The following is a 23,079-nucleotide window of genomic DNA, read 5'->3' as shown; positions in this document are numbered from 1 at the left end:
CCTGCCCGGGTGGCCGGACAGGGTGTTTCGGTTAAGACATATGCTGATCCCGATAAACCTTTTCGTTTTTAATGCCGTACGCTTTTTGCACGATATAGAGCGGACGGTCTTTTGCTTCATCATAAATCCTTCCGATATATTCGCCGATCATTCCGAGCATTAAAAGAACGATGCCGCTGAATAACAGCTGTATCACAATCAGAGAGGACCAGCCCGTTATGGTGCTGTCTGTAAAGAGTTTCATATATAAAACGATAAACATATAGAGAAAACCTGCCCCGGACATCATCATTCCCGCGTAGCTTGCCGCCTTGAGCGGTTTATGGGAGAACGTTGTGATACCGTCCATGGAAAGCTTCAGCATTTTTTTAAGCGGGTATTTCGTTTCTCCCGCAAGCCTCTCATCACGTTCATATTCAACAGCAGTCTGCTTAAAGCCGACCCAGCTGACGAGCCCCCTGACAAAAGGATTTTTCTCTTTTAATCTTTTCATTTCGTCACAGACTTTTCGGTCCAGCAGGCGGAAATCTCCGGTATCGAGCGGAATATCAATATCAGTCACGCTCCGAAGCAGCCGGTAAAACATAGAAGCCGTCTGTTTCTTGAAAAAGGTTTCTCCCTTTCGTTTTGTTCTGACGGCGTACACGACATCGTAGCCTTCTTTCCACTGTTCAATCATATCAAGGATTAGTTCGGGAGGGTCCTGCAAATCGGCGTCAATGACGACGATTGCATTTCCCTCTGCGTAATCCATGCCCGCGGTGATCGCGATCTGGTGTCCGAAGTTTCTGGAAAAATCAATAATTTTCACTCTCGGATCAATCAGACTGTGTTCTCGTAATATTTCAATACTGCGGTCTTTGCTTCCGTCATTGACAAAGATTAATTCATAATGGTCTTTTGTTTGATCCATGACTTCTTTCAGGCGCTGATAGGTTGTCTGAATGACGGGTTCTTCGTTATACACCGGGACGACAATTGAATATTGAATATGTCTGCTCATATTTTTTCCTCCTATTCATCAGATTGCAGTTCGTATAGTGAAGCTGACTGATTCATTCCGCCGGGGCCGCCGCCCATCCGGCTGTTTTCACCTGAGGTCTTGCTGCGCTTTGTATCAGCTGCATCATGATTTTTCGTTTGTTGATCTGTGCTTGTTTGCCATTTATCTGAAGATACTTTCTTTCCGTTTTTCTCAACCCATTCAACAATATCGTTGTTTCCGCCTTTGCCCATTCCGGATGTTAAGAAGTATTTTACTTTTCCTTCTTTTACGAGCTTTTTAAATTGAGTCAGCGTGATGGCCGGGTCAGATCCGCTGAATCCGCCGATCGCCATGACCGCTTTTTTCGTTTTGATAATGTAAGGCGCCGCTGTGTTGGAATCGGTTGTTGCAAATAGATAGTCCGCTCCGGCGTTATGTTTCTCTAAATAGTTGATCAGTTTTTTATTTACAGAGGCGTTATTCATTCCCATGCCTTTCCCGCTTGTTGATGCAAGCTGGGGGCCTGTTTCAGGCAATGAGCTGTTGCCCCCGTACAGAAGCGGTGTGCTCGCCCAATATATCGGCATCACCAGCAAGACGAGAAGAGCTGCAAGTGACAGATAATAACTGAGCGGTTTTTGGCGCTGTTTGAACACGGACAGAGCGATTGCAGACAAAGCTCCGATAACGCCAACACCGATGCTCCAGCCTGCGCCGATTTGGTCAATCCAGTTTCTGAGGATAAACAGCTCAAATCCGGTTGTCGCAAGAATGGCTGCCGGCAGAAGCCAAGACTTCCAGCCTGTCTCCGTGCGGTACAAATGAACGAGAGCGACCCACCCCGCGCCGACAAGTGCCGCAATCGGAGGCGCCAGCATAATGAGATAATAATGGTGGAAAAATTCCGCCACACTGAAGAATCCGGCAATCGGCACTAGCCACGCTGCCCAAAAGATCGTTTCCTTCTGTTCTTCTGACAATCTTCTTCTTTCTCTCGCTCCGGCGATCAGTAAACCGGCCATTCCAAAAATCGCAAACGGCAGGAGCCAGCTGATCTGATCAGATAATTCTTGTTGGAAGAGTCTCAGCGGACCAGGGGTTCCCGTGCCGAACATTCCTGAACCAGATTGCATTTTCGAGCCGGTGCCTGCGCCTCCTTTTCCTCCGCCGCTTGGAGGGCCTCCTTGACCGCCATTCGGCATTTGCCCGTTAGATGGAGGTGCCGTCATGTTGCTGTTTTGAGATTTGCCTTCGCTTGAAGACTGACCGGGCGGCGCCTGCAGTTGTGAAGAACCGGCGGAAGAAGCCTTTTCTTTCGAAGCGTTGCCGTGCGGCATGCCCTGACCGCCTCCGGAACTTTGGCCTGTCAGCCGCTGAATCCCGTTATATCCGAAAGCCAATTCCAATACGGAGTTGGTCTGGCTGCTTCCGACATATGGCCGTTTGCCGGCAGGGATATTGTCAACAATGAGCGGCCATGACAACGAAACGGCCGCTAATACGGCCAGCGCGCTTACCAATGAAATGATTTTTTTCTTAATGGTTGTGTTTGCCGCAATCATATAGAACAGCAAGAAAGCCGGTAAAATCATATAAGCTTGAAGCATTTTTGTATTGAAGCCTACCCCGACGACAAAGAACGCCGCCAGAAGCCAAATCAGTCTGCCTTTTCGAATCGCTTTAAAGAGGAGCCATGTAGCGAACAGCAGGAAAAACACGAGTAAAGCATCGACATTGTTTGTCCGCGCGACCGCTGCAGCGATCGGGGTGCATGCCATGACAAATGAGGCGATTCGGGCCGCCGTTTTTCCGAACGTCGGCTTTATTAATAAGTACATGAATAGAACTGAGCCTACACCTGCCAATGCCTGAGGCAGGATGACACTCCACCCGTGCATACCGAATATCAGCGCGCTGATCGTTTGAATCTGGTATGTAACAGGCGGTTTATCTACCGTGATAAATCCGGCTGCGTCAAATGAAGCGTAAAAGAAATTATGAAAGCTTTGAAGCATACTCGTTACCGCTGCGGTGTAATAAGGGTTCACCGTATCGTCATTCCAGATGTTGTACATATTCAAGAATGCGGAAGCGAGTAAAATGAGGATTAAGACTGCGTCTATCTCGCGTTTTTTCATTTTCACCTGTATTTTCACTCCTTTGGTTGAACTTTGAACAAGTGTAACAACCAAATGTGAAAAATTTATTAATAAACAAAGACAATTATTTTGCCGTTTACAAATGGGTAAAAAGAAGGACAAAACGGTTTTAGAAAGCAAAAAAAGATGCCTCCCTCAAGCCGGGAGGCATCTGTCATTATTCCTGATTTATTGAATCGGTTTCAGCCGCGCTTCTATTTCAGAACGGCGGTGTTCGAGATAAGGCGGAAGCGCCACCGTTTTGCCGAGCTCCTCAGGTTTTTCATCAACCATAAAACCCGGACCGTCCGTTGACAATTCAAACAGAATTCCGTTCGGTTCCCGGAAGTACAGCGCTTTGAAATAATAACGCTCTACGATGCCTGAGTTGCTGAAACCTTCTTTTGTAATGATGCGGTGCCATAAAGCAAGCTCCTCTTCATTCTGAACGCGGAAGGCCACATGGTGGACGCTGCCTTTTCCCGGACGCTCGCGCGGAAGATCGTTTCTTTCAATCAGATGGACTTCCGTGCGCGCGCCTCCGTTTCCTGATTCCAGCACTGTAACTGTGCCCCGGTCTTCATGGGTTTCTTTTCCGATTTCAGTGAAGCCGAGCACATCGGTTAACACACGCAGCGTCGGCTCCGCATACGGGACGGTCAATTCAACGGGCCCAAGACCGCGGAAAGAATATTCTTCCGGAATGCCGCTTTGTTTCACCGCTTCACCGATGTCTTTTCCTTTTTCGTCAGCCGTCAGTACAAGCCGCTGTCCTTCATGATCCTGAAAAGCGAGTGTCTCTCTGCCCGCTATTGTCATGATGTCGCCATGAGCGACCTGATGCTCTTCGAATCGTTTTTTCCAATATTGCAGCGCTTGTGCGTCCGGGACGCGCAGGCCGATTGAAGAAATACTGTTTGTTCCCGCATGAAACGGCGCAATCCGCGGAATTTCGAAAAACGTCAATTCAGATCCCGGATTGGCTGTTTCATCACCGTAAAACAAATGATACATCGTCGGTTCATCTTGGTTTACGGACTTTTTCACAAGTTTCAGCCCCAGGATGTCCCGATAGAAATCTAAATTTTTCTGCGCATCAGCCGTCATTGCTGATACATGGTGTATTCCGTTAACTTTCATTATGTTATCCTCCACTCAATTATCTCGATTTCGAGATATTTTATATATACAATTTATGTTATCCGGAGCATAAAGTCAACACATCTGCTTTGCCGACGGTCTGCAGATTTCCGCCTTTAAAACAACGAACTATAGGGATTTAAAAACTCTTAATGTTCGTTTTTAAAATAAGATATTTTCCTTATCAAAAGCGAAAACCTTTGTTTTTAAGCAAAAAACCGAAATCAGAAAATTTATTTTATTCGCGTTTCAGCAATTAGGGTTTACAATATGGAAAATAGTTTTTTCAGCATGACGATTTTACATCTGGAGGGAAAGGATATGCAGATTGAAGAAAACGGACTAAAAAAAGAGATCGGCCTTACCATCGCCCTCTCACTTGTTATCGGCACCATCATCGGTTCCGGCGTATTTATGAAACCAGGCGCCGTGCTTGCCTACTCCGGTGATGCAAAAACCGCGCTTATCGCGTGGCTGTTAGGAGGCATTTTGACGCTTGCAGGCGGCTTGACCGTTGCGGAAATCGGCACTCAGATTCCGAAAACGGGCGGACTTTATACATATCTTGAAGAAGTGTACGGCGAATTTTGGGGCTTTTTGTGCGGCTGGGTGCAAATCATCATTTACGGCCCCGCGATTATCGGAGCAATCGGCTTGTATTTCGGCTCTTTGATGGCGCACTTGTTCAATTGGGATTCCGGCTGGTCTAAATTGATCGGAATTACAGCCGTTTTGTTTTTAAGCATCATTAATATTATCGGAACGAAATATGGCGGCATCGTCCAGGGAATTACGACGGTCGGCAAATTGATTCCGATTATCTGCATGATTGTGTTCGGCCTTTGGAAAGGCGATCAGCATATTTTCACAGCCGTTACAAGCAACATGTCCGAAATGAATTTCGGCGCTGCCATACTGGCTACCTTGTTTGCCTATGACGGCTGGATTCTGCTTGCGGCTCTCGGCGGTGAAATGAAAAACCCGGAAAAACTTCTCCCGAGAGCGATGACGGGCGGACTCTTGGTTGTCACCGCCATTTATCTTTTCATTAACTTCGCACTGCTGCACATTCTTCCCGCGACGGACATTGTCAAACTCGGTGAAAATGCCACAGGCACCGCTGCCGGAATGCTGTTTGGCGGCATCGGGGGAAAATTGATCAGCGTCGGGATCATCGTCAGCATTTTCGGCTGTTTAAACGGAAAGATTCTCGCTTTTCCGCGTGTCTCGTTTGCAATGGCTGAACGGAAACAGCTGCCGTTTGCCGGACAGATTTCACGGGTGCATCCGACGTTCCGCACCCCTTGGATTGCCGTGTCATTTCAGATCGCGCTGGCCATTATTTTTATGCTTATCAGCAATCCTGATAAGCTGTCTGAAATCTCTATTTTCATGATTTATATTTTTTACGTCATGGCCTTTTTCGCCGTTTTCATCCTAAGAAAAAAAAGCGGCGGAAAACCGCGCGCGTACAGCGTGCCTCTGTATCCGGTCATCCCTGTTTTGGCCATAGCGGGTTCACTGTTTGTGCTGATCAGCACGATCATTACAGATACACTGAGCTGCGGGCTTTCCATCTTGATCGGCCTTTCCGGACTCCCGCTTTATTTTTGGCTGAAAAACCGCAGAAATGACTGACAAAAACGGTTCCTTTTATGGGAGCCGTTTTTTTTCGGCAAAATCACGTGCAAAAGTTGACAGCAAATTCACATCTTTTGTTATACTTTTTAAGCAAGATGTCTGAATTCGAAGTATGTTACGTTTTTTTGGCAAAGTGGGTAACATAAGAAAAACAGGATGAGACACGTTTTTACGAAAAAATCAAGAGGCGTTTTTTTCGACTTTATCTGTTTTTTTTCGACAAAAGGCTATATAATAATTTGATGTGTGCATTGTCTCATTCAAACAATGGAGGGTTTTTAATGATAAAAAGAAAAAAAGATAAGTTCTCACTCCTTTTAACAGAAATCGCAAAAAATATAGATGAAACTGCAGAGTATTTTGTGAACTTTAAAGTCACAAACCAAACAACACTTAAAGAATTTGCAGATACGTTAAAAGAATACGAAACAAAAGGTGACAATCATGTTCATGTCATGATTAAAGAGCTTAACAAAGCATTCATCACTCCTATTGAACGCGAAGATATCCTTCAGCTGACAAACAGCCTGGATGATGTGCTTGACGGAATTGAACATTTCTCTGCCATGATGGAGATTTTCTCAATTACTTCATCAGACGAGCATATCGACAAATTCAGCGGATACATTAGAGAATGTGCGAAAGAAATTTTAATTGCAACTGAGCTGTTGGCAGAAAACCGCTTAAAGGACATTCAGCCTCACGCCATCAAAATTAAAGAGTATGAGCACAACTGTGACAACCTGCACAGAAAATCATTAAAAAATCTTTTCGGCCATGAAACAGATCCGATCAAAGTGATCCAATATCGTGAAATTTACGAAACGCTTGAAGAAATTGCTGACTCTTGCCAAAGCGTTGCCAATAATCTTGAAACCATCATTATGAAAAACGCGTAACGAGGGGTTATAATGGATACTCTATTACTTTTAACGATATTAATTGTCATTTGCGCTTTGGTATTTGACTTCATTAACGGATTTCACGATACCGCCAACGCAATCGCCACCTCAGTTTCGACAAAAGCGCTGAAGCCGCGGCACGCGATTATCATGGCCGCCATCATGAACTTTCTCGGAGCGATGACGTTTACCGGTGTGGCGAAAACCATTACGAAAGATATTGTGAATCCTTATACATTAGACAACGGATCGGTTGTCATTCTTGCTGCTTTACTCGCCGCAATCGTCTGGAACTTGATCACATGGTATTTCGGCATTCCGAGCAGCTCTTCACATGCGATTATCGGAGCGATCGCCGGTGCGGCCATTGCAGCATCAGGTTTTGCGACGCTTAATTATAAAGGGTTCATTAAAATTATCGAAGCACTTATTTTATCACCGATCATCGCCTTTGTTCTCGGCTTTATCGTCTATTCGATCGTGAAGCTGATTTTTAAAGACAGCAACCTGGCGAAAACAAATAAACGCTTCCGCAGAGTGCAGATTTTGACGGCTGCCATTCAGTCCTATACACACGGAACAAACGACGCGCAAAAAGCGATGGGTATCATTACGATGGCGCTTATGACGGCCAATTTACATAAAAGTGATACGATTCCTTTCTGGGTGCAGCTCTCCTGTGCCCTGGCAATGGGTCTCGGCACATCCATCGGCGGCTGGAAAATCATTAAAACCGTCGGCGGTAAAATTATGAAAATCCGTCCGGTAAACGGCGTATCTGCCGACTTAACCGGCGCAGCCATTATTTTCGGGGCCACGTTTATTCATCTCCCTGTCAGCACGACGCACGTCATTTCGTCTTCCATTCTCGGTGTGGGCGCTTCCCACCGCGTAAAAGGCGTAAACTGGGGAACGGCTAAACGGATGCTCATTACATGGGTCATCACCCTGCCGATTGCAGGTACACTCGGCGCCATCGCCTTTTTCATCTTAGATCTCTTTTTCTAATGACGGCATCCGCTTCTTTACAGAAGCGGTTTTTTTTGTGACAGGAAAATGATGTCGTGACATAGAATGAACATAGCAGACCATTTTTCGAATTGTGAGGGATGCTCATGCTTATGTTTTTTCAGATCATGGTGTGGCCGATGGCCGCCGCACTCATTTTATATGTGTACGCATCCTGGCGGTATGAGGCAAAGGTAAAAGAAAAAATGTTTGCCATCCGTAAAACGTGGTATTTACTATTTGTACTGGGCTCCATGGTCTATTGGACATATGATCCCGAATCGCTCTTTTCCGCATGGAGACAATATTTGATTGTTGCCGTCTGCTTTGCTCTTATTGATGCGTTTATCTTTTTGAGCGCATATATCAAAAAGCTCGCCGGCAATGAATTAGAGACGGACACGAGGGAGATTTTGGAAGAAAACAACGAAATGCTTCACTCCTATCTTGAAAAACTGAAAACCTATCAATATCTGTTGAAAAATGAACCGATCCATGTATATTATGGAAGTACAGAAGCTTATGCAGAAGGCATCAGCAGACTGCTGGCCGCTTATGCAGAAAAAATGAATGTCACGGCTTCATTGTGCGACTATTCGGCACAGTCGGATAAGGACCGCTTGACGGAGCATATGCCTGATGCGGCAGATGTTCAGTCCCGCCTTAACCGAAAAGACGTCTACTATGATCAAAAGGGCAGGCTTGTGCTTATTCCGTTTACAGTCCAGGACCGCCATTATGTGATCAAACTGACATCAGAAAACCTGTTGACGGAATTCGATTATTTGCTTTTCACATCGCTCACGAGCATTTATGATTTAATGCTGCCAATAGAAGAGGAAGAGGAAGGTGACGGATAATGGAGCAGGCATTTCAAAACGGGCAGCCGGAACAAAGAGCGAAACCGTTCAAAATGTTTAAAAAACGCTCAATGACAAGTATCGCAAGTTACCAAGTCAGCCCTCATACCGCCAGAATTTTCAAAGAAAACGAACGGCTGATTGACAAGTATAAACAAAAAAAAGCTTGATTACACTAAGGACAGGAGACACGGCTCTTGTCCTTATTCCTTTTTTCCTTATATTTCATATAATAAAATCAACAAAGAGATGCGACAGGTGATGATGTGAAGAAAATTGTAAGGCGCGTAAAGTTTGTGGATTACGGACGGTTCGGGCTTTCCGCTTATTCGCTGAGGATGCGGGCGAGGAGTCTCGGGCTATTGAACCGATTAAAAAAGAAGAAAGGCTGAATCCCGTAATGTGATCGGGACCCAGCCTTTTATTTTTTAAAGCTGCATCAGAATTTTCGCTTTTACAGCGGGACCGTAGATGCCGTCAGACGGCAGTCCGTTTACCGATTGGAATCGGGCCACGGCATTTGCGGTTTTCGGTCCGTAGATGCCGTCAATGCCGTTATTGACAGCTCCTTTTTCAGGGTAAAAATAAAGCGCGGCGAGCGCGTTTTGCACCTGGTATACTTTTTCACCGGACGTGTACGGCTCTGTCAGCTGAATCACCTCATCAGGAAGAGGATACAGTGCTTCAGCCGGCGCGCTGACAAACAGCACTTGTCCGACTTTAATCAGGTTCGGGTCTGCGATGTTATTCCATTTCTGCAGATCAGCCACACTGACGCCGAATTTTCGCGCGATGGCCGACAGCGTATCTCCTTTTTGAACAGTATACGTCTGTCTTTCCTCAGAACCGATTCCCGCTTTAAACTCGTCCCATGTATCCAACAGTCTTCTCGGACAAAGCTTTCCTGACCAATGTTTGTGCGCAACGACATTTGAAAGCGGGATGCCGTGCGACGTCATTAATGTGCGGATGAGCCATTGGGCGTTTGCCACGGCCTTTGAAAAGTTGCCGTCGGCGTTTTCACAAATTTCAATACCGATAGATTTGCGGTTGCCGTCCCCGTTTCCGTCTCCGGCATGCCAGCCGCTTTCGTTGAGCGGAAGATGCTGATAAATTTCTGTATCATCGACTGTGAAATGCCAGCTTGTCGGCGTATCGGGGTTTTTCACATAGTTTGCGTGACTTTTGGCGTTAGCGCCGGCTGCGGTATTGGCCGTATTGTGCACCGTAATGTAAATCGGTGTCATTGCATAGCCGGGGCGGTTATTGTTTCCTGCCGGGATAAAATCCTGTGTGATTTTCACCATGTTCTCATCTCTCCTATTTCGATAAATTGTTTATTTTTAATAAAGCCTGCTGTTTTTTCCCTTTTGCTGTGACGTAATTGTTTTTAAACCAGGCTGCGGCTGTCGTTACGATCGTAAAAACGGCCGACCCGGCGGCATACAGTGTATCTGCAAGCTGGCTGACCTGGTCCTCCTGAATATCAAGCGGCGATTTGCCGAACATCAGCAAAGTCTGGTTTAATAAAGCAAGCAAAAGAAGCACCGTCCTGACGACCGTGCCTTTGTCCGCGAATTTCATATCGGTTTCCCCCTTACTTTTGCAGCAGATTGTACATGATGGCGATGGCTCCGCCAATGACGCCCGTGCAGATTGCTGTCACGATCGCTCCTGTAATGGTCCGCTTAATCCATGTTGTGTTTTCGTCAATTTTGTTCAGTTTTTCATTCAGCGTCATGATTTGCTGATCCTGCCGGTCGGATACCCGCTCTAATGCGGCCACCCGCTGTTCAAGCACCTTTTGTTCACCTTTGATGCCTGCGAATTCTTTTTGCACCGCTTGTTCATCCAGAAGCACTTCCGCTCCCCCCTCTTACATTGTTCTCACCTCCCTTCGGAAGCTTCATTCTTAAGAAAATGCCGTGCCTTTGACAGACAGGCTGCCGCCGGAAATGCTCTTGATTTCCATGACGATTTCTTTAAAGCCGGCAATATCAACTAACCACACTTCTTCTGTGCCTGACGTGCCGGCGGCTGAGGTTCCGTCGTCAGATCTGATTCCCCTGATCGGCACATTTTTCCCCGAGATAGACCTTCCCCAAAAAGCGACATGGCCCGACTCAGCCGTGCCGGTGATTTCGACGAGAAGTTTTTTCTCCTTATTTACAGAAAAAACAGCTCCTTCGGCGGCGCTTTCGGTCTGATGATGAAAAACAAAGTCGCTCTGGCTTTGATTAATGTCTACAGGTAAGGGCTTTGTTTTTTGCAATTGAATATCGATTTCTCCCGCACCAAGTGATTGATAAAGGACAAATTCAGATTGCTGCAAATTCCCGTTCACATATCGGAAACGATAATACCTTTTAGTAAGATACACCCATTCAGACGCAGAAAGCTCACCCGGAGCAACCTCAATTGCTGCAGTGGTTGACCATGAAAAGTTATTGTCACTTTCTTCAATAAACAGCGTGCCTCCGCGATCAGCATAGGCAAATCCTTTTACTTTAGAAATAAGCACTGCACCAAGGCGATCCTGTCCGTATTGATTGTAGACCTCTGTCGCTTTCAGAACCGAGTTAGTTAACAGCTCGGCCACGCCCGATAAATGGGATACAGGTGTTACAAAATCTGTTTTTTCTCCTCTGTAAGGCTTTACAGCACCTGCTTTTCCGCTCCGGTCTGCCGGAAACTCATATTGATATTTCACGATCATCATCCTCCTTTTTCCGTTTATTTCAAAAAAAACCAAAATAAAAAAAGCCTTACATGGCTTTACCTGTGATCTCCTCATATTGATCGGACGATATCAGAGACTGACGAACCCCTTCTTGCAGATCTTCTATCGAACAGTCTTTATAACGCAAAGCTTGTTTAACCATATCTGTCGTCGCCCACTGATAATGAAGCGCCAGCACCCAAAAATTCATTATGCATTTTCTCCTTTCAATGATAAAAGTGTAAGCTTAACGTCTGACAGTGCATTTCCGAGCTTTCCGTTCAGCTCTTCCAGCTGCTTGCGCGCAAGTTTTTCCTTTGACAGCTCCTGTGCAAGCATTTCTATTTGATCAGGCGGCTCATATGACGGATTTTTTTGCAGTTCCTCCCACCACGCCTCAAGCTGTTCTTTAGTAGGTATGGGAGCGTTGAGGTTCCATTGAGCTATATATGATGAAGTGCCGTTCCCGTCATTTTGAACAATGAAGTCTTTAGTAGGATCTGATTTTGGATATTGATATAGAATTGCTTTCCCTATATTCATTATTTCCTCCCTGAGTTGCGTTAGTCTACTCTCGGATAGTTCAGTCCTCCGATTTCCTGTATATCAAAAAAATTAAACATCCCTTTTTGATCAGCTACACCTCTTTTCAGAGACATATCTCCTCCATAGTTGCAATAACAATAAATCTCTAAGTAATCACCTTTATTCATCGGGACTGTTGCATTGCCATTTAAAGATACATACATTTCTGTTGAACTATTGTTGAAGTACCCCCTTAGATGATCCAGGTTTTTATAATGCGTCCCATTTAAATATACCTTCACAAGAAAGTTAATATATGACGGATAATTAATCATATAAAGTCCGGTTCCAACCATATACATACCATCATTCGGGGCTATAAACCTATTATTATTTATATCAAACGCATTGTGGCTGTCCTTTATTTTTCTGTTAAATTTAATTTTCGTATGATCAGTGCTGTCTAAATATTGAACACCAGTCGTTCCAATGTTAGCATGGGCAAACCCTGAAATTTTACTCCACCTTGTCCATCCTGAACCACTCCACCAATGTCGTAACCATACCCCCGTACTATTGAAATAAGTACCGGATTCATTACCCGTCCCATAAAAATATTGTGCGAATCTATAGTCGGAATATCTCTCGTTTTTTACTACTCCATAGGTAAGCGGATAACCGGTGGTGTTCCCTTGCCCTATATCCATCATCGTAATTCCCTTAGGATATTCATCGCCACCTGTTCTTGCATCAGTTATCGCGTTTGATCCAGTAATAATAGTGAGCTTATCATTTGAATAATTTTCTTGAACAAAGGATTTCGCGTCAAAAAGAGCTTTGTCTGCTTTTTTCTGGGATTCCGTTTCAGTCTCAATCTTATTCCATCCTTTAAACAAGCCGTCTGTATGAATGGTTGCCATCCAAAAGGTTCCGTCATAACTTTTGGATGCTAATATAGTTTTTCGGCCTCCATTGCCTGTTTCAATAACATCATAGTTATACCAAGACGCATCTCCTGCAACAGGATTATTTGTTACCACATTTCCTACTGCAAAATAGAGGCCAGTGGGCAATGTTAATAAGTCAGTACCATCGGGGATCTTAGTTCGGAAGCCTTGGGCATCAGTTAATTTATATAACTGTGCATTATTCCATTTGTCCTTATCGGATTTTGTTACGTGAATATCTGTTTTATTAGCATGGGCATCTATCTTTGATTGCACATCAGTTGTAGACTCTATAGGATACCAATTGATTGCTGTTTGATTAGAGTTATAGTAAAACCACCATGCGTTACCCTTCACGTCTACGGCATAACCATTACCTATTCCCGGCTGCCCCACTAATTGCATGCCGCGTAAGCTTGTATCTGATGGGTTGTCTGTTACTGCATTGGTTCCGTAAAAAGTTACAGACCCAACGTCTTTTAACGAGTCATAAAACGAGCCGGAAGTTAAATTGATTTTTTGAGTGCCATTATCAGCGGTGATTTTAAACAGCTGTCCTGCATTCCATTTATCCTTATCAGCTATCGTCACATGCCGGTTCTGATCTTGATTGTGCTGGTCGAAATCTTTTTTTGCTGCCTGCTGGACGTTGTCCACGTTTCCGAGGCCGATTTGCGCCTTTGTCGTTTTGTGCGGGTTGTTCATGTCATTTTTATGGACCGCCAGATCCGTGTGTGCGTCTTTTATGCCTTTTTCCCAGCGGTTGACGTCATCTTCGTTAATCGGATCGTCTGGGAGCCAGTCTGTTTTTTCTTCGTAAGCCATCGTTACACCACCTCAAAAGTAAATCTTAAATCAAGCGTTCTGTTATTGCTGAGGTCCAGATTTGTTTTTCGTTCTGTGATGATGCTCCCTGTTTCGTCAAGCATCTGCACGGTTTCAATATGTTTAATGTCTTCTTCCCTGCGTGTGAGAACGGTGACTGCGGCATCTTTTACAGAAATGTCCGCAATCGGTGTTTCTTTGCCGTTTAACAGCACTTTTGTGATCCTGTTTTTCAAATCGGCTGCGGCACGCTGTCTGTAAGCGGCTGATATCATGGTAAGACCACCTCGTTATTGTTGAGTGTGACGGAATAACCGACCTTCAGTTCACTGACTTTTCGGTATCGTCGATTGTTGAGAATGACCCGGTCTTTGATTTCCAGTGTTTCGTTTAATGCAGCTCTCAGTGTATACGCCAAATGAGCGGGTTTGATTTTTTCAAGCGTTTCAATCAGCTCGTTCATGTGCTGCAGGTCATCAAGCTCCATATCGGCATAAAAACGATATTCCCCCGGAAACATCCGAACGTAAGCTGACGGATGTTTTAAAAAACGGTTTAACGCCTGCTCAATCGCTTGATGGGTGATGGGCGGAATATTCGACATCTTCGAGATCAGCCTGAGCCGTCTCATGTCTTCCGTGTCACCTGACTCCCGCGGTATTTTTAATATTTTTTCCCAGCGGTCAAGCCCCCACGTCGCCGTCGTAATAAAAAGCTGGTCTGTCAAATCGAAAATATCGTTATTCTGCCGCTCAAATTCGGGAGCTTCCGCCTCAAGAATTTCCGCCATCTCTTTTAATTGAGTTAAAAACGGCGGGAGGTATGCCGTCATCTCATCGAGTCTGCTCAAGGATTGTCACCCCTTTGAGTTTAGGAATTTCCACATCACTGAGCACAAGATTTTCCGCCGCACCGTTCATTTTGATATCTGCGTAGTCACTGACGGATGCCGCGTTATAAACGATGTTGTTAATTTGTGATAAGCGGACGGTGTTTTCTTCGAAGGCCATTTTCTTAAATAAATTCAGGATGCCTTTTTCAATCTCCGCTTTTACATCATCTATCGAGCTGTTCAGCTCGGGCAGCACGGAAGCGGAGATTTCGATCTCTTTCCATACCGCGCTTTCCACTGTTACTGCCGCTCCGATCGGCGCCTGGCCTTCTCCCTGTCCTTCATCCGGATCAATATAATCCTTTACTTTCTTGATCAGAATATCTGATGCCGGTTCCAAATTCGCATTTGTAATGACCACTTTCACCGTTCCGTCTCCGTTCCAAAGCGGGAAGATTTTCGCTCTGCCGACACCGTCCACTTCTTCAGCCCACTGTTTATAATGCTGTTTATTTGCGCTGACTGCCTCCCGGCGGACACGGGTAAAATATCGCGTCCTTAAGCTGCTGTCATCTTCTTCCTCACGGCCGGGAATTAATATATCGCGCATGACCGCTTTCTCAAGCCCGGGAATCGTATCAAGCGGCAGCAGATTTTGACCTGTAATGCCGGCATTCCCCGCTTCTCCGGCCGTTTCACATTCGAGCGTTCCATCCTCCGTATATTGAAAATACAGGTTATCGACGAAAAAACGGGAGCCTGTCGGAATGGTGATGCCCGCTGTGAATTCTCCGGCTCTGACCGCTTTTGTGGCAGGTGTTCGTTCAATTCCCGCTTCGGCAGCCCGCCTGTCCAGAAATTCTCCTTGAGCCGTATCGGAAAAAACAAGCTCCAGCACGGTATCAAGCCAAATATAAGACTTTGCGAGCTCAGCGGCCGCAGGCGCGAGCGCATTGTAAATGACGCTTCCTTCTCTCGTATCAATATCCGCCGTAATGCGCGCCAGCATTCTGTCCATAATGCCGTCAAACGTCTGAGCTTCAAACATCCTCTCCCAGCACCTCCTCTATCTCAAGCATGCCCTCATCCGCTTCAACGGTAAAAGAGACGATGAAGGCATCATCTTTTTTCTCAATCTCAAAATTGGCAACAGCCAAAATCCGGTCATCATACAGCAAGGCTTCTTCTATCAGTCTTGGAATCTCCATTTTTTTATAAGCATCCGTCGTATTCTGATCAGAAAGCACTTCCTGCAGTTCATTCCCGATATCATGGCTGAAAACCGAATATGAATACCGTTCTGTGTGAAGAGCGATATAGACGAATTGTCTGATGGCGTCCAGTCCGTTTATCAGTTCATTGGTAATCCGGTTGTTTTCAAAATCAATTCGGTAGGTTTGTGAAGTTTCAATGGCCTCACTCACATCCTCCAAATCTTCAAATTCGATTTCCGGTGTCAGGGCCATTGCACCCGCTCCTTTTTGATTTATTCATGTAAAAAAGCCCTCTTCAGAAAAAGAAGCGGCTTTAACAGGCTGATATCTTTAATCCATTTCTGTCCAGACGGATGAATTTTCAAAGTCACACTCCCGGCATTCATCGAATGCGGTTAGATTTTATCCAGCACAAAAAAGGACTGTCCTCCTGTTAATGCGGCGGTCATCACCCGGTCTCCTGCCTGAAGCTGATCATCTCCCCCGGATTTCAGCCGCTTCGGCACAATGAGTGCATCAGACGGAATCAAAAGTTTGTCGTGATCTTTCAGCTTCAGCTCCAGCGGCGAAACCGAGGTCACTTCGGCCGTCATCAGCTCCACCGGCGCTTCGGCGTCTACCGCCCCGACGGCTAAATGTTTAATGGCATCGCTTAATCTCATCAGGATGTCCCCTCCGGAAGTGAATTTTTCTCCGTGACATCAATCGTCATGGTATGCTTTGTTCCTTGGAATTCATGGCGGTCCGTATCTACATAATAGGTTTTCTTCAGTCCGATTTCCGGAATTGAGATATAGACCGGCAATCCGCTTTCCAACCCCGGAATACCGATCGCCTGTATATTTTTCAGCTCTTTCTTAACGCCTTTTTTCTCAGCCTGCTTCACTTTTGCGCGCTGTTTCAGCTGGGCTTCGTTAATGTCGTCAGAAACCGTTTCGGTATACTGTAAAACGCCGAATGTTTTCATGCCCGCGCTGTCTGACGCGGAAGCTTTCACGGTTTTATCGTCTTTTTGCAGCCGCATGACGACACGGGTTGCGGTATCATCAATGGAGGTGCTGTATTGATACCCTGTAATATTAACTCCTGTTTCCAGCACCCAAATGTCAGACGGGTCCGGCCATTCACGCAAGCCGAGTCTGCCTTTTTCTGAATAGAGCTGATAATTGCGGCCCGTCTGGCTTTTTGTCTGTTTTAACGCTTTTAACATCATATCGTAAAGGCTTGTATCATTTTTGAAAACGAGTGATTTAATGGTATGCCCTGTGTTGGCAATGGATGTCACGGGAATTTGAAAATCGCTGGCGATCCTTTTTAATATTTGATCGGCGCGCTTGTTGGAAAACACATAAACGTCCTGGTTTTTCACAAGGTATTGGAGCATATCGTATGCGGTGAAGGCGACGGTATGCTCATCCGGCGTTCTTGCAAAGACAATGCCGCGGAACAGCTCTTTTCCGTTCCATTTGAACAAAACCGTATCCCCTTCTGATACGCCGTAATACGTCTGGCTGCCCTGCTTTACGACAATTGTCGCTTCGATGGAGCGGGGCGCCTGATATCTGTGTCCTTCCAGCGTTACGCTTTCTGTGACAAGCTCAAGCCACTCCGTTTCTTTTATGACAAATAGTTCAATCATCTTCTCACCCGTTTCATTGCGGTATCTTCAGCTTCTGCCCCGGGAAGATCCAATGCCCCGGCTGCCGGATATTCCGTTTGCTGCGCTTAATCATGGCGGTTTTATTCGCGTTCCAGATTTTCCGCCACTCCGTGTGGTTTCCGTAAAACTTGCCGGCGATGTCCCAAAGCGTATCCCCTTTTTTGACGGTATATGTTTTGGGTGAAGCTTTGGATGGGCGCTTCGCTTTCGTTTTTTTCTTTTGTTTGATTTTTCTTGGCGAAGCGGTTTTATATTCTTTCAGCACGATATCAAAATTCCGGTCGCCGATTTCATTGTCACCTTCGCTGTAATTGAAACTTTCAATACTGCATGTGACATTGATTTTTGTCCCTGTAATTAAAAACTGAACGGGTTTTTTCGCTTTCATCCATGTTTCAATGGCTGAAATGGCTTTTTCCGGTGAAGGAATGCTTTGATATTCGGCAATCGGGGTGTATCGTTTCGGAAAAAAAGAAGAGAACGAAATTTCTTTCGCTCCCGGTTCTTCAATAAACGTCACCTCTCCAAGACCCGTGACTTTCACGGAATCATTCTGCACGCTGTTTGCAATATCAATCGCTTCAGGGAGAACGGGAAGCCGAAGCTTGTCCTTCCCCTGTGACAGCCAAAATTCGTAAACAGATTTAGTCAAAAGCAACAGCCCCCTTTGCTCCGGTATAAATGTCTTTTTGCAGTTCATCAATCAGCGCCTGTTTGATTTTGGCGGCGAGGCTGTCGGCGTCCTGTCCGTTATGGAAATGCTGATCGCCGCTGAATTCGATTTTAATTTCTTTTGTTCCCGTTTTTTGAACGGTTTGTCCGCCGCCTTTAACAGCTGCGGATACCGTGCCGGCTGAAAGTGCCGCCGGTTCCGTCTGGGACGGATCGGACACTTCCATGCCGAGCGCTTGAGCCGCTTTTTGAAGCAGATAACGGCCGCGGATGCCCCGTTCTTCAGGGATGATCCACTCCCGTTTGTTCCCTTCGCCGACACGGGCGATCTGTTCCTTCGTAATCAGACCCCCGTTGGCATAACCGACGTATGGGCCGCCGCGCGCCATACTCTTAATCCCCGGCACATTGTTGATCGAGCCGTATCTGCTTTTAATATAGCCGATAGCGGCAGCGGCGTTGTGGATTGGGTTTCTGATATCATTCATTCCCGGCGCTTTGTGCGATTCAAAGGTGCTCGGAATTGTCTGCATTAAGCCCTGTGACGGGTGTCCGGCTTTGGCATTGCTGTCCCATAAGTTAATGGAATTAGGGTTGCCGCCTGATTCATTCTGTGCGATCGTCATTAATCCGGGAAGCCAGCTGATCGGAGTATTGGTCGCTTTCATTGCGGCTAATAGCCACTCTTTGACGCTTCCTCCCGCTGCACCCATGCCGGAAAAGGCCGCTGCAAGCGAGCCTGCCTGTTTTTCGGCGTATTTTTTCACGTCAACTGAGCTGAGCCCTTTGACGACGCCGACTGAAGCAAAGCGTCCGAGACTCATCATGACACGGGAAGGAGAGTGAATATCAAGCTCTTCCCTGAATGCGTCCTCGACTTTTTTGGCCAAATCTTTGGCCGCCTGTTTGACTTCGCTTCCCTTCGCAGTCATCCCTGATACGAAGTGTCCGATCAGGCCTGACCCCCAGCCGTTCGCAGAATCTCTTGATTGCACAAACGGTTTATTGATGTGTGTGCTCACGTATTGTGCGGTTCCCGTATCTTTTGCATTCTGTCCGGCCGAAAATCCTTTAACTGTGGCGGTTCCCCACGAGGACGATTGATTGACCGCCGATTGATAAGGTGTTTTCACCTTTGTTTTTAAAAACGAATCGGTGCCCGTCTGTGACGTATTCTGACCTTTCACATAGCCCGCAACGACTTGCTTTCCGTAATCAGGCGAAGACGAAATGAGGGCGTTAAACGGCGTACCGATGTTTTTCTCTTTCCAGCCGTCCATATCCACCGCTTTATTGCTGATCCCGCTGTCAAAGCCTTCTGTAAACTGTTTGCCGAGTGATGAAGCCGTCCCGGCAAATCCGGAAGCATCCACAGACGCAGCGGCCGATACAGACGCCGAAGAAGAAACACCGCCCGCTCCCGCCGGTGCAGCGGAAGACTGAGCCGAAGCCGCGCCCATATCGTCGACGACACGCATGCCAAGCTTAGACGCAGCTTGTGAAAGCAGCATCTTCCCGCGGCCGCGATTGTTGTCAACGGGAATAACAAATTCTTTACCGGCTTCACCGATCCACGAAATGGTCGGCTTTGTAATGTAGCCGCCTGTGGCGTTTTTGTCCGGTTTTTTCTTTTTATCTCCTCCGCCGCCTGTGACGAAGTTCATTATGCCTGAAATCATTTTGCCGCCGGTTTTATCCCAAATCTTTTTCACCCAGTCGAATGCAGCAGAAAAAGCATCTGATATGGCCGTTCCCACTTTTACGAGAGGTTCTTTTATATTTTTCTCAAACCAGCCGCTTAACCCTTTCCATATATCCTTTACCGTATCTAAAGCAGTCGTGAAAGCGTCTGATATTCCTTTTCCGACTTTCTCCACCATGTTTTTCACCGGGTTCCAGACAGTATCCATGAACCAGCCGGATACCGTACTGAAAACAGATTTAATTTTATCCCAAGCTCCTGTGATTTTACTCCAAATGGACGTCGCTACTCCGACTACAGCCGATTTTACGGGCTCCCAGACAGTGCTCATAAACCAGCTGGAAACTGTGCTGAAGACACCTTGAATCGTCGTCCACGCATTCACGATATTTGACCAGATGCTTGTCGCCACTCCGACTACTGCCGTTGAAACCGGCGTCCATACATTCTCCATGAACCAGGATGACACCGTGCCGAAAATCCCTTGAATCGTCGTCCATGCATTCACGATATTTGACCAAATGCTTGTCGCCACTCCGACTACTGCCGTTGAAACCGGCGTCCATACATTTTCCATAAACCAGGACGAGACGCTTCCCCAAGTATCTTGTATTGTTGACCAAGCACTTTGTGCCGCTTCGGAAATATCATTCCACGTGTCTTTCAGTGCCCCTGAATCAAAGGCCTCTCCTAAGCTGGAACCGCCTAAACTGCCGGCGATGCCGCCTACCGCGCCGCCAATTAATGTGCCCACTCCGGGAACAACACTGCCTATTGCCGCGCCGGCCGCTGCCCCGGCAAGACCGCCTCCCGCCGAGCCGACTTTTTCTCCTGCATTATCTTTATTGATGCCGGCCAAATCAGTAAGTGACAACAATTCACCTATGCCTGGAATTCCTTTAGCGGCACCTTTCAACCCTTTCATACCGCCTTTCAGCGCCTTTGAACCTCCCAAGTCTTTCAAAAATGCGCCGATTCCTTTACCTGCCCCTTTTGTTTTCGGCGTATTTACAGATGCCTGTTTGCTTTCCTTTACAGAGGAGTCTTTTTTAGAAGATTTATTTCGCCCTTCGACTTTACTGCTTTTGCCCATTGTCACCCCGGTACAGCAGCAGCAGCCCCCAAAAGCCCCGCCGGTTTTTTTGGCTGACTTTCCTGAAGATTTTGGCGCTGTTGCCGTGCGCTGTGAACCCTTTGTCAGATCAGGACGCTTCGGGCCGTTGGAGCCGCCGGCAGAAAGGCCGCCCTTACTCTTTTCTTTTTTCGTGCCGCCGCCTAATAATCCGCCGATATTGAGTTTGCCTAATTTTTCGGCGATGCCTGAGAATATTTTTTCTATTAATTCCCCGGCTTTTTCGATGATTTTGTCCGGGCTGAATTTCTCAAATTTCTTTGCAATCTTGCCGACAATTTTATCAACAAATGCCTCAGCTTTTTCGATGATCGCATCAGGACTGAACTTGCCGAACTTTTTATCAATGCCTCCGAACAGTGAGGATGTAAACTGCTCCACTTTTTCCAGAATCTTATCCGGATTGAGAAAATCGAATTTCTCAGAAATTCGGTCGATCGTGTCATTTACAAATTGTTCGGCGCGGTCGATTAGCTTATCAGGACTGAATTTACCGACAACGTCGTCGACTTTCTTCATAAATGAATCAGTAAAATGATCCAGTTCTTTCAATATGGCTTCCGGACTGAATTTGCTGACAACGTCATCTATCTTTTTCATAAATGAATCAGTGAATTTATCCAGTTCTTTCAATATGGCTTCCGGACTGAATTTGCTCACGATTCCGTCTACCTTTTTCATAAACGAATCAGCGAATTTATCCAGCTCTGCTAAAATTGTCTCCGGGCTGAATTTGCTTGCGATTTCATCCACTTTTCCCATGAATGACGTCGTGAACTTGTCCAGCTCCGCTAAAATCGTTGCCGGGCTGAACTTGCTCGCGATTTCGTCCACTTTTCCCATGAATGACGTCGTGAACTTGTCCAGCTCCGCTAAAATCGTTGCCGGGCTGAACTTGCTCGCGATTTCGTCCACTTTTCCCATGAATGACGTCGTGAACTTGTCCAGCTCCGCTAAAATCGTTGCCGGGCTGAATTTATTTGCGATTTTGTCCACTTTTCCCATGAATGACGTCGTGAACTTGTCCAGCTCCGCTAAAATCGTTGCCGGGCTGAATTTATTTGCGATTTCGTCCACTTTTCCCATGAATGATGTCGTGAACTTGTCCAGCTCGGTTAAAATCGTTGCCGGGCTGAATTTGCTTGCGATTTCGTCCACTTTTCCCATGAATGATGTCGTGAACTTGTCCAGCTCCGCTAAAATCGTTGCCGGGCTGAATTTGCTTGCGATTTCGTCTGCCTTTTTCATAAAGTTTGCGGCAAATTTGTCCAGTTCCGCGATAATCGTTTCCGGATAGAACTTGGATGCGATGTCATTGACTTTTTTCATGAAGGTGTCTGCAACGGAATCAAGCATTGAAAAATCGGTTTTCGGCGAAGCAGGAGCAGCAGATGCAGAAGCTTTTCCGAATTCCGGCATATTCTTTTGCATTGCAGCCAGCTGTGCTGTCACCTTTTCGTTTAACGATAATTGAATGACATTGTTTTTTCCCGTCAGCGAATCAATGCCCGCTGAAATTCGGCCGACTGTTTTCATGACATGATCTATGACGCGTATAGTGACGGAGTACCCGTTTTTTAACGCAGATTGCATGTAGCGTTTGATGCGTTCCATGGCAGGAGTCACTTCGTCTGACGCATACAGTGAAACGGTAAATCCTTTGAAACCCGCAGCCAGATTCCGCAATCTCTCAAATGCCGCTGTCGCGCTGTCTTTTGCTCCTATTTTAATGGTTAAAGACGCAGGCAGACCCGCTAATTGGGCTTGCACCTTTTGAATGACGGCACTGGCTCCGTCTTCAGCTGAAATAGAGATCGTTTGTGCGCCCAGCTTTCTTTTCATAGAGCGCTGAATGCGGTCAATTGTTCTTAAAACAGATTTACTCTCTTTGCGTATATCAATTTCACTTTGGCGTTTTGTCATTTTCCTGTATTTCTCAAGCGCTCTGAAACCATTTTGGATTTTCCTTATTTTCTTTGAAACCCGATCTTCCAATTCAAAACGGGCGGTCAGCTTTGCCATGATGTCGCTCCCCCTTTCTTCGCTTGTTTTTCAAGAATGTCCAGCTTGTAACCGATTAAACCGTACAGCAGCGCCTTAAAATGCCTCGGTGCTTCATATAACTCTTTCAGTTCTGATGGAGAATAATGAAGCTCGTGCATCGCGTAATAAAGATA

Annotated in this window: 25 protein-coding genes; 6 read left to right on the top strand and 19 right to left on the bottom strand. The window is 46.1% G+C overall.

From position 1 onward, the window contains the following. Positions 1-31: 31 nt before the first annotated feature. From ABDB98_RS06680 to ABDB98_RS06670, 3 genes are all read right to left on the bottom strand, one after another. Positions 32-1,003 carry a glycosyltransferase family 2 protein gene (locus tag ABDB98_RS06680; protein WP_045925705.1) on the bottom strand — a complete coding sequence of 324 codons (972 nt, stop codon included), beginning with the start codon at positions 1,001-1,003 and terminating at the stop codon, positions 32-34. Between the two features lie 11 nt (positions 1,004-1,014). Then, complete coding sequence (locus ABDB98_RS06675; RefSeq protein WP_438421715.1) at positions 1,015-3,129, bottom strand: ArnT family glycosyltransferase; 2,115 nt, start codon at positions 3,127-3,129, stop codon at positions 1,015-1,017. A 183-nt stretch (positions 3,130-3,312) separates the two neighbouring features. Continuing rightward, on the bottom strand, positions 3,313-4,263 hold the full coding sequence (locus ABDB98_RS06670; RefSeq protein WP_438421714.1) for a ring-cleaving dioxygenase: 951 nt from the start codon (positions 4,261-4,263) through the stop codon (positions 3,313-3,315). A gap of 321 nt (positions 4,264-4,584) precedes the next feature. On the opposite strand from ABDB98_RS06670, the gene ABDB98_RS06665 reads away from it, so the two are divergent. The 6 genes from ABDB98_RS06665 (at position 4,585) to ABDB98_RS06640 (ending at position 9,066) form a co-directional block, all read left to right on the top strand. After that, the gene (locus tag ABDB98_RS06665) at positions 4,585-5,901 is read left to right on the top strand and encodes an APC family permease (RefSeq protein WP_438421713.1); all 1,317 of its coding nucleotides are present in this window, start codon (positions 4,585-4,587) and stop codon (positions 5,899-5,901) included. A gap of 284 nt (positions 5,902-6,185) precedes the next feature. Continuing rightward, positions 6,186-6,803 (top strand): DUF47 domain-containing protein, encoded by a 618-nt coding sequence (locus tag ABDB98_RS06660; protein ID WP_032874614.1) that lies wholly within the window; start codon positions 6,186-6,188, stop codon positions 6,801-6,803. Between the two features lie 12 nt (positions 6,804-6,815). Continuing rightward, positions 6,816-7,814 (top strand): inorganic phosphate transporter, encoded by a 999-nt coding sequence (locus ABDB98_RS06655; RefSeq protein WP_044802872.1) that lies wholly within the window; start codon positions 6,816-6,818, stop codon positions 7,812-7,814. Positions 7,815-7,921: 107 nt separating this feature from the next. Then, complete coding sequence (locus ABDB98_RS06650; RefSeq protein ID WP_438421711.1) at positions 7,922-8,674, top strand: type II toxin-antitoxin system SpoIISA family toxin; 753 nt, start codon at positions 7,922-7,924, stop codon at positions 8,672-8,674. Continuing rightward, a complete protein-coding gene (locus ABDB98_RS06645) occupies positions 8,674-8,844 on the top strand; it encodes a type II toxin-antitoxin system SpoIISB family antitoxin (RefSeq protein ID WP_003154807.1) in 171 nt (56 codons plus the stop codon). The genes ABDB98_RS06650 and ABDB98_RS06645 overlap by 1 nt, the downstream gene beginning before the upstream one ends. 96 nt (positions 8,845-8,940) lie before the next feature. Then, the gene (locus ABDB98_RS06640) at positions 8,941-9,066 is read left to right on the top strand and encodes a hypothetical protein (RefSeq protein ID WP_141228459.1); all 126 of its coding nucleotides are present in this window, start codon (positions 8,941-8,943) and stop codon (positions 9,064-9,066) included. Between the two features lie 36 nt (positions 9,067-9,102). On the opposite strand, the gene ABDB98_RS06635 is transcribed toward ABDB98_RS06640, so the two are convergent. From ABDB98_RS06635 to ABDB98_RS06560, 16 genes are all read right to left on the bottom strand, one after another. Then, complete coding sequence (locus ABDB98_RS06635) at positions 9,103-9,981, bottom strand: N-acetylmuramoyl-L-alanine amidase (RefSeq protein WP_438421709.1); 879 nt, start codon at positions 9,979-9,981, stop codon at positions 9,103-9,105. 13 nt (positions 9,982-9,994) lie between these two features. Continuing rightward, a complete protein-coding gene (locus ABDB98_RS06630; protein ID WP_016936430.1) occupies positions 9,995-10,258 on the bottom strand; it encodes a phage holin in 264 nt (87 codons plus the stop codon). Between the two features lie 13 nt (positions 10,259-10,271). Then, positions 10,272-10,535 (bottom strand): hemolysin XhlA family protein, encoded by a 264-nt coding sequence (locus tag ABDB98_RS06625; RefSeq protein ID WP_003154815.1) that lies wholly within the window; start codon positions 10,533-10,535, stop codon positions 10,272-10,274. A 51-nt stretch (positions 10,536-10,586) separates the two neighbouring features. Further along, complete coding sequence (gene xepA, locus ABDB98_RS06620) at positions 10,587-11,387, bottom strand: phage-like element PBSX protein XepA (protein WP_438422122.1); 801 nt, start codon at positions 11,385-11,387, stop codon at positions 10,587-10,589. 52 nt (positions 11,388-11,439) lie between these two features. Beyond that, positions 11,440-11,604: an XkdX family protein gene (locus ABDB98_RS06615; RefSeq protein ID WP_060963001.1), complete on the bottom strand. Its 165-nt coding sequence runs from the start codon at positions 11,602-11,604 to the stop codon at positions 11,440-11,442. After that, entirely contained in the window at positions 11,604-11,936 is a 333-nt protein-coding gene (locus ABDB98_RS06610) for an XkdW family protein (protein WP_438421707.1), read from the bottom strand. Before ABDB98_RS06610 ends, ABDB98_RS06615 begins: the two co-directional genes overlap by 1 nt. 20 nt (positions 11,937-11,956) lie before the next feature. Next, positions 11,957-13,690, bottom strand: a complete 1,734-nt coding sequence (locus tag ABDB98_RS06605) for a terminase (protein WP_438421706.1) — start codon at positions 13,688-13,690, stop codon at positions 11,957-11,959. Between the two features lie 2 nt (positions 13,691-13,692). Continuing rightward, a complete protein-coding gene (locus ABDB98_RS06600) occupies positions 13,693-13,965 on the bottom strand; it encodes a hypothetical protein (RefSeq protein ID WP_016936435.1) in 273 nt (90 codons plus the stop codon). Further along, the gene (locus tag ABDB98_RS06595; RefSeq protein WP_438421703.1) at positions 13,962-14,540 is read right to left on the bottom strand and encodes a YmfQ family protein; all 579 of its coding nucleotides are present in this window, start codon (positions 14,538-14,540) and stop codon (positions 13,962-13,964) included. Before ABDB98_RS06595 ends, ABDB98_RS06600 begins: the two co-directional genes overlap by 4 nt. Beyond that, on the bottom strand, positions 14,524-15,570 hold the full coding sequence (locus ABDB98_RS06590; protein ID WP_438421702.1) for a baseplate J/gp47 family protein: 1,047 nt from the start codon (positions 15,568-15,570) through the stop codon (positions 14,524-14,526). The genes ABDB98_RS06595 and ABDB98_RS06590 overlap by 17 nt, the downstream gene beginning before the upstream one ends. Then, positions 15,563-15,988 (bottom strand): DUF2634 domain-containing protein, encoded by a 426-nt coding sequence (locus ABDB98_RS06585; protein ID WP_438421701.1) that lies wholly within the window; start codon positions 15,986-15,988, stop codon positions 15,563-15,565. Before ABDB98_RS06585 ends, ABDB98_RS06590 begins: the two co-directional genes overlap by 8 nt. Positions 15,989-16,131: 143 nt before the next feature. Continuing rightward, complete coding sequence (locus tag ABDB98_RS06580; RefSeq protein WP_016936440.1) at positions 16,132-16,398, bottom strand: DUF2577 family protein; 267 nt, start codon at positions 16,396-16,398, stop codon at positions 16,132-16,134. Beyond that, a complete protein-coding gene (locus ABDB98_RS06575) occupies positions 16,398-17,375 on the bottom strand; it encodes an XkdQ/YqbQ family protein (protein WP_016936441.1) in 978 nt (325 codons plus the stop codon). The genes ABDB98_RS06580 and ABDB98_RS06575 overlap by 1 nt, the downstream gene beginning before the upstream one ends. Before the next feature lie 13 nt (positions 17,376-17,388). After that, on the bottom strand, positions 17,389-18,048 hold the full coding sequence (locus ABDB98_RS06570) for a LysM peptidoglycan-binding domain-containing protein (protein ID WP_016936442.1): 660 nt from the start codon (positions 18,046-18,048) through the stop codon (positions 17,389-17,391). Next, entirely contained in the window at positions 18,041-22,924 is a 4,884-nt protein-coding gene (locus tag ABDB98_RS06565; protein WP_438421700.1) for a transglycosylase SLT domain-containing protein, read from the bottom strand. Before ABDB98_RS06565 ends, ABDB98_RS06570 begins: the two co-directional genes overlap by 8 nt. Further along, positions 22,912-23,064, bottom strand: a complete 153-nt coding sequence (locus ABDB98_RS06560) for a hypothetical protein (protein ID WP_015239684.1) — start codon at positions 23,062-23,064, stop codon at positions 22,912-22,914. The genes ABDB98_RS06565 and ABDB98_RS06560 overlap by 13 nt, the downstream gene beginning before the upstream one ends. Positions 23,065-23,079: the final 15 nt, after the last annotated feature.

Origin of the sequence: Bacillus siamensis, from assembly GCF_051628075.1 — a bacterium.
GTDB classification, from domain to species: domain Bacteria; phylum Bacillota; class Bacilli; order Bacillales; family Bacillaceae; genus Bacillus; species Bacillus siamensis.
The sequence above is the reverse complement of the archived record's forward strand: the minus strand, read 5'-3'. Positions and strand labels throughout refer to the sequence as shown.

Bases quoted from the DNA above. Each gene is read 5' to 3' on its own strand.
- ABDB98_RS06680 (WP_045925705.1), bottom strand. From the start codon at position 1,003: ATGAGCAGACATATTCAATATTCAATTGTCGTCCCGGTGTATAACGAA.
- ABDB98_RS06670 (WP_438421714.1), bottom strand. From the start codon at position 4,263: ATGAAAGTTAACGGAATACACCATGTATCAGCAATGACGGCTGATGCG.
- ABDB98_RS06665 (WP_438421713.1), top strand. From the start codon at position 4,585: ATGCAGATTGAAGAAAACGGACTAAAAAAAGAGATCGGCCTTACCATC.
- ABDB98_RS06660 (WP_032874614.1), top strand. From the start codon at position 6,186: ATGATAAAAAGAAAAAAAGATAAGTTCTCACTCCTTTTAACAGAAATC.
- ABDB98_RS06655 (WP_044802872.1), top strand. From the start codon at position 6,816: ATGGATACTCTATTACTTTTAACGATATTAATTGTCATTTGCGCTTTG.
- ABDB98_RS06650 (WP_438421711.1), top strand. From the start codon at position 7,922: ATGCTTATGTTTTTTCAGATCATGGTGTGGCCGATGGCCGCCGCACTC.
- ABDB98_RS06645 (WP_003154807.1), top strand. From the start codon at position 8,674: ATGGAGCAGGCATTTCAAAACGGGCAGCCGGAACAAAGAGCGAAACCG.
- ABDB98_RS06635 (WP_438421709.1), bottom strand. From the start codon at position 9,981: ATGGTGAAAATCACACAGGATTTTATCCCGGCAGGAAACAATAACCGC.
- ABDB98_RS06630 (WP_016936430.1), bottom strand. From the start codon at position 10,258: ATGAAATTCGCGGACAAAGGCACGGTCGTCAGGACGGTGCTTCTTTTG.
- ABDB98_RS06615 (WP_060963001.1), bottom strand. From the start codon at position 11,604: ATGAATTTTTGGGTGCTGGCGCTTCATTATCAGTGGGCGACGACAGAT.
- ABDB98_RS06610 (WP_438421707.1), bottom strand. From the start codon at position 11,936: ATGAATATAGGGAAAGCAATTCTATATCAATATCCAAAATCAGATCCT.
- ABDB98_RS06605 (WP_438421706.1), bottom strand. From the start codon at position 13,690: ATGGCTTACGAAGAAAAAACAGACTGGCTCCCAGACGATCCGATTAAC.
- ABDB98_RS06600 (WP_016936435.1), bottom strand. From the start codon at position 13,965: ATGATATCAGCCGCTTACAGACAGCGTGCCGCAGCCGATTTGAAAAAC.
- ABDB98_RS06590 (WP_438421702.1), bottom strand. From the start codon at position 15,570: ATGTTTGAAGCTCAGACGTTTGACGGCATTATGGACAGAATGCTGGCG.
- ABDB98_RS06585 (WP_438421701.1), bottom strand. From the start codon at position 15,988: ATGGCCCTGACACCGGAAATCGAATTTGAAGATTTGGAGGATGTGAGT.
- ABDB98_RS06580 (WP_016936440.1), bottom strand. From the start codon at position 16,398: ATGAGATTAAGCGATGCCATTAAACATTTAGCCGTCGGGGCGGTAGAC.
- ABDB98_RS06575 (WP_016936441.1), bottom strand. From the start codon at position 17,375: ATGATTGAACTATTTGTCATAAAAGAAACGGAGTGGCTTGAGCTTGTC.
- ABDB98_RS06565 (WP_438421700.1), bottom strand. From the start codon at position 22,924: ATGGCAAAGCTGACCGCCCGTTTTGAATTGGAAGATCGGGTTTCAAAG.
- ABDB98_RS06560 (WP_015239684.1), bottom strand. From the start codon at position 23,064: ATGCACGAGCTTCATTATTCTCCATCAGAACTGAAAGAGTTATATGAA.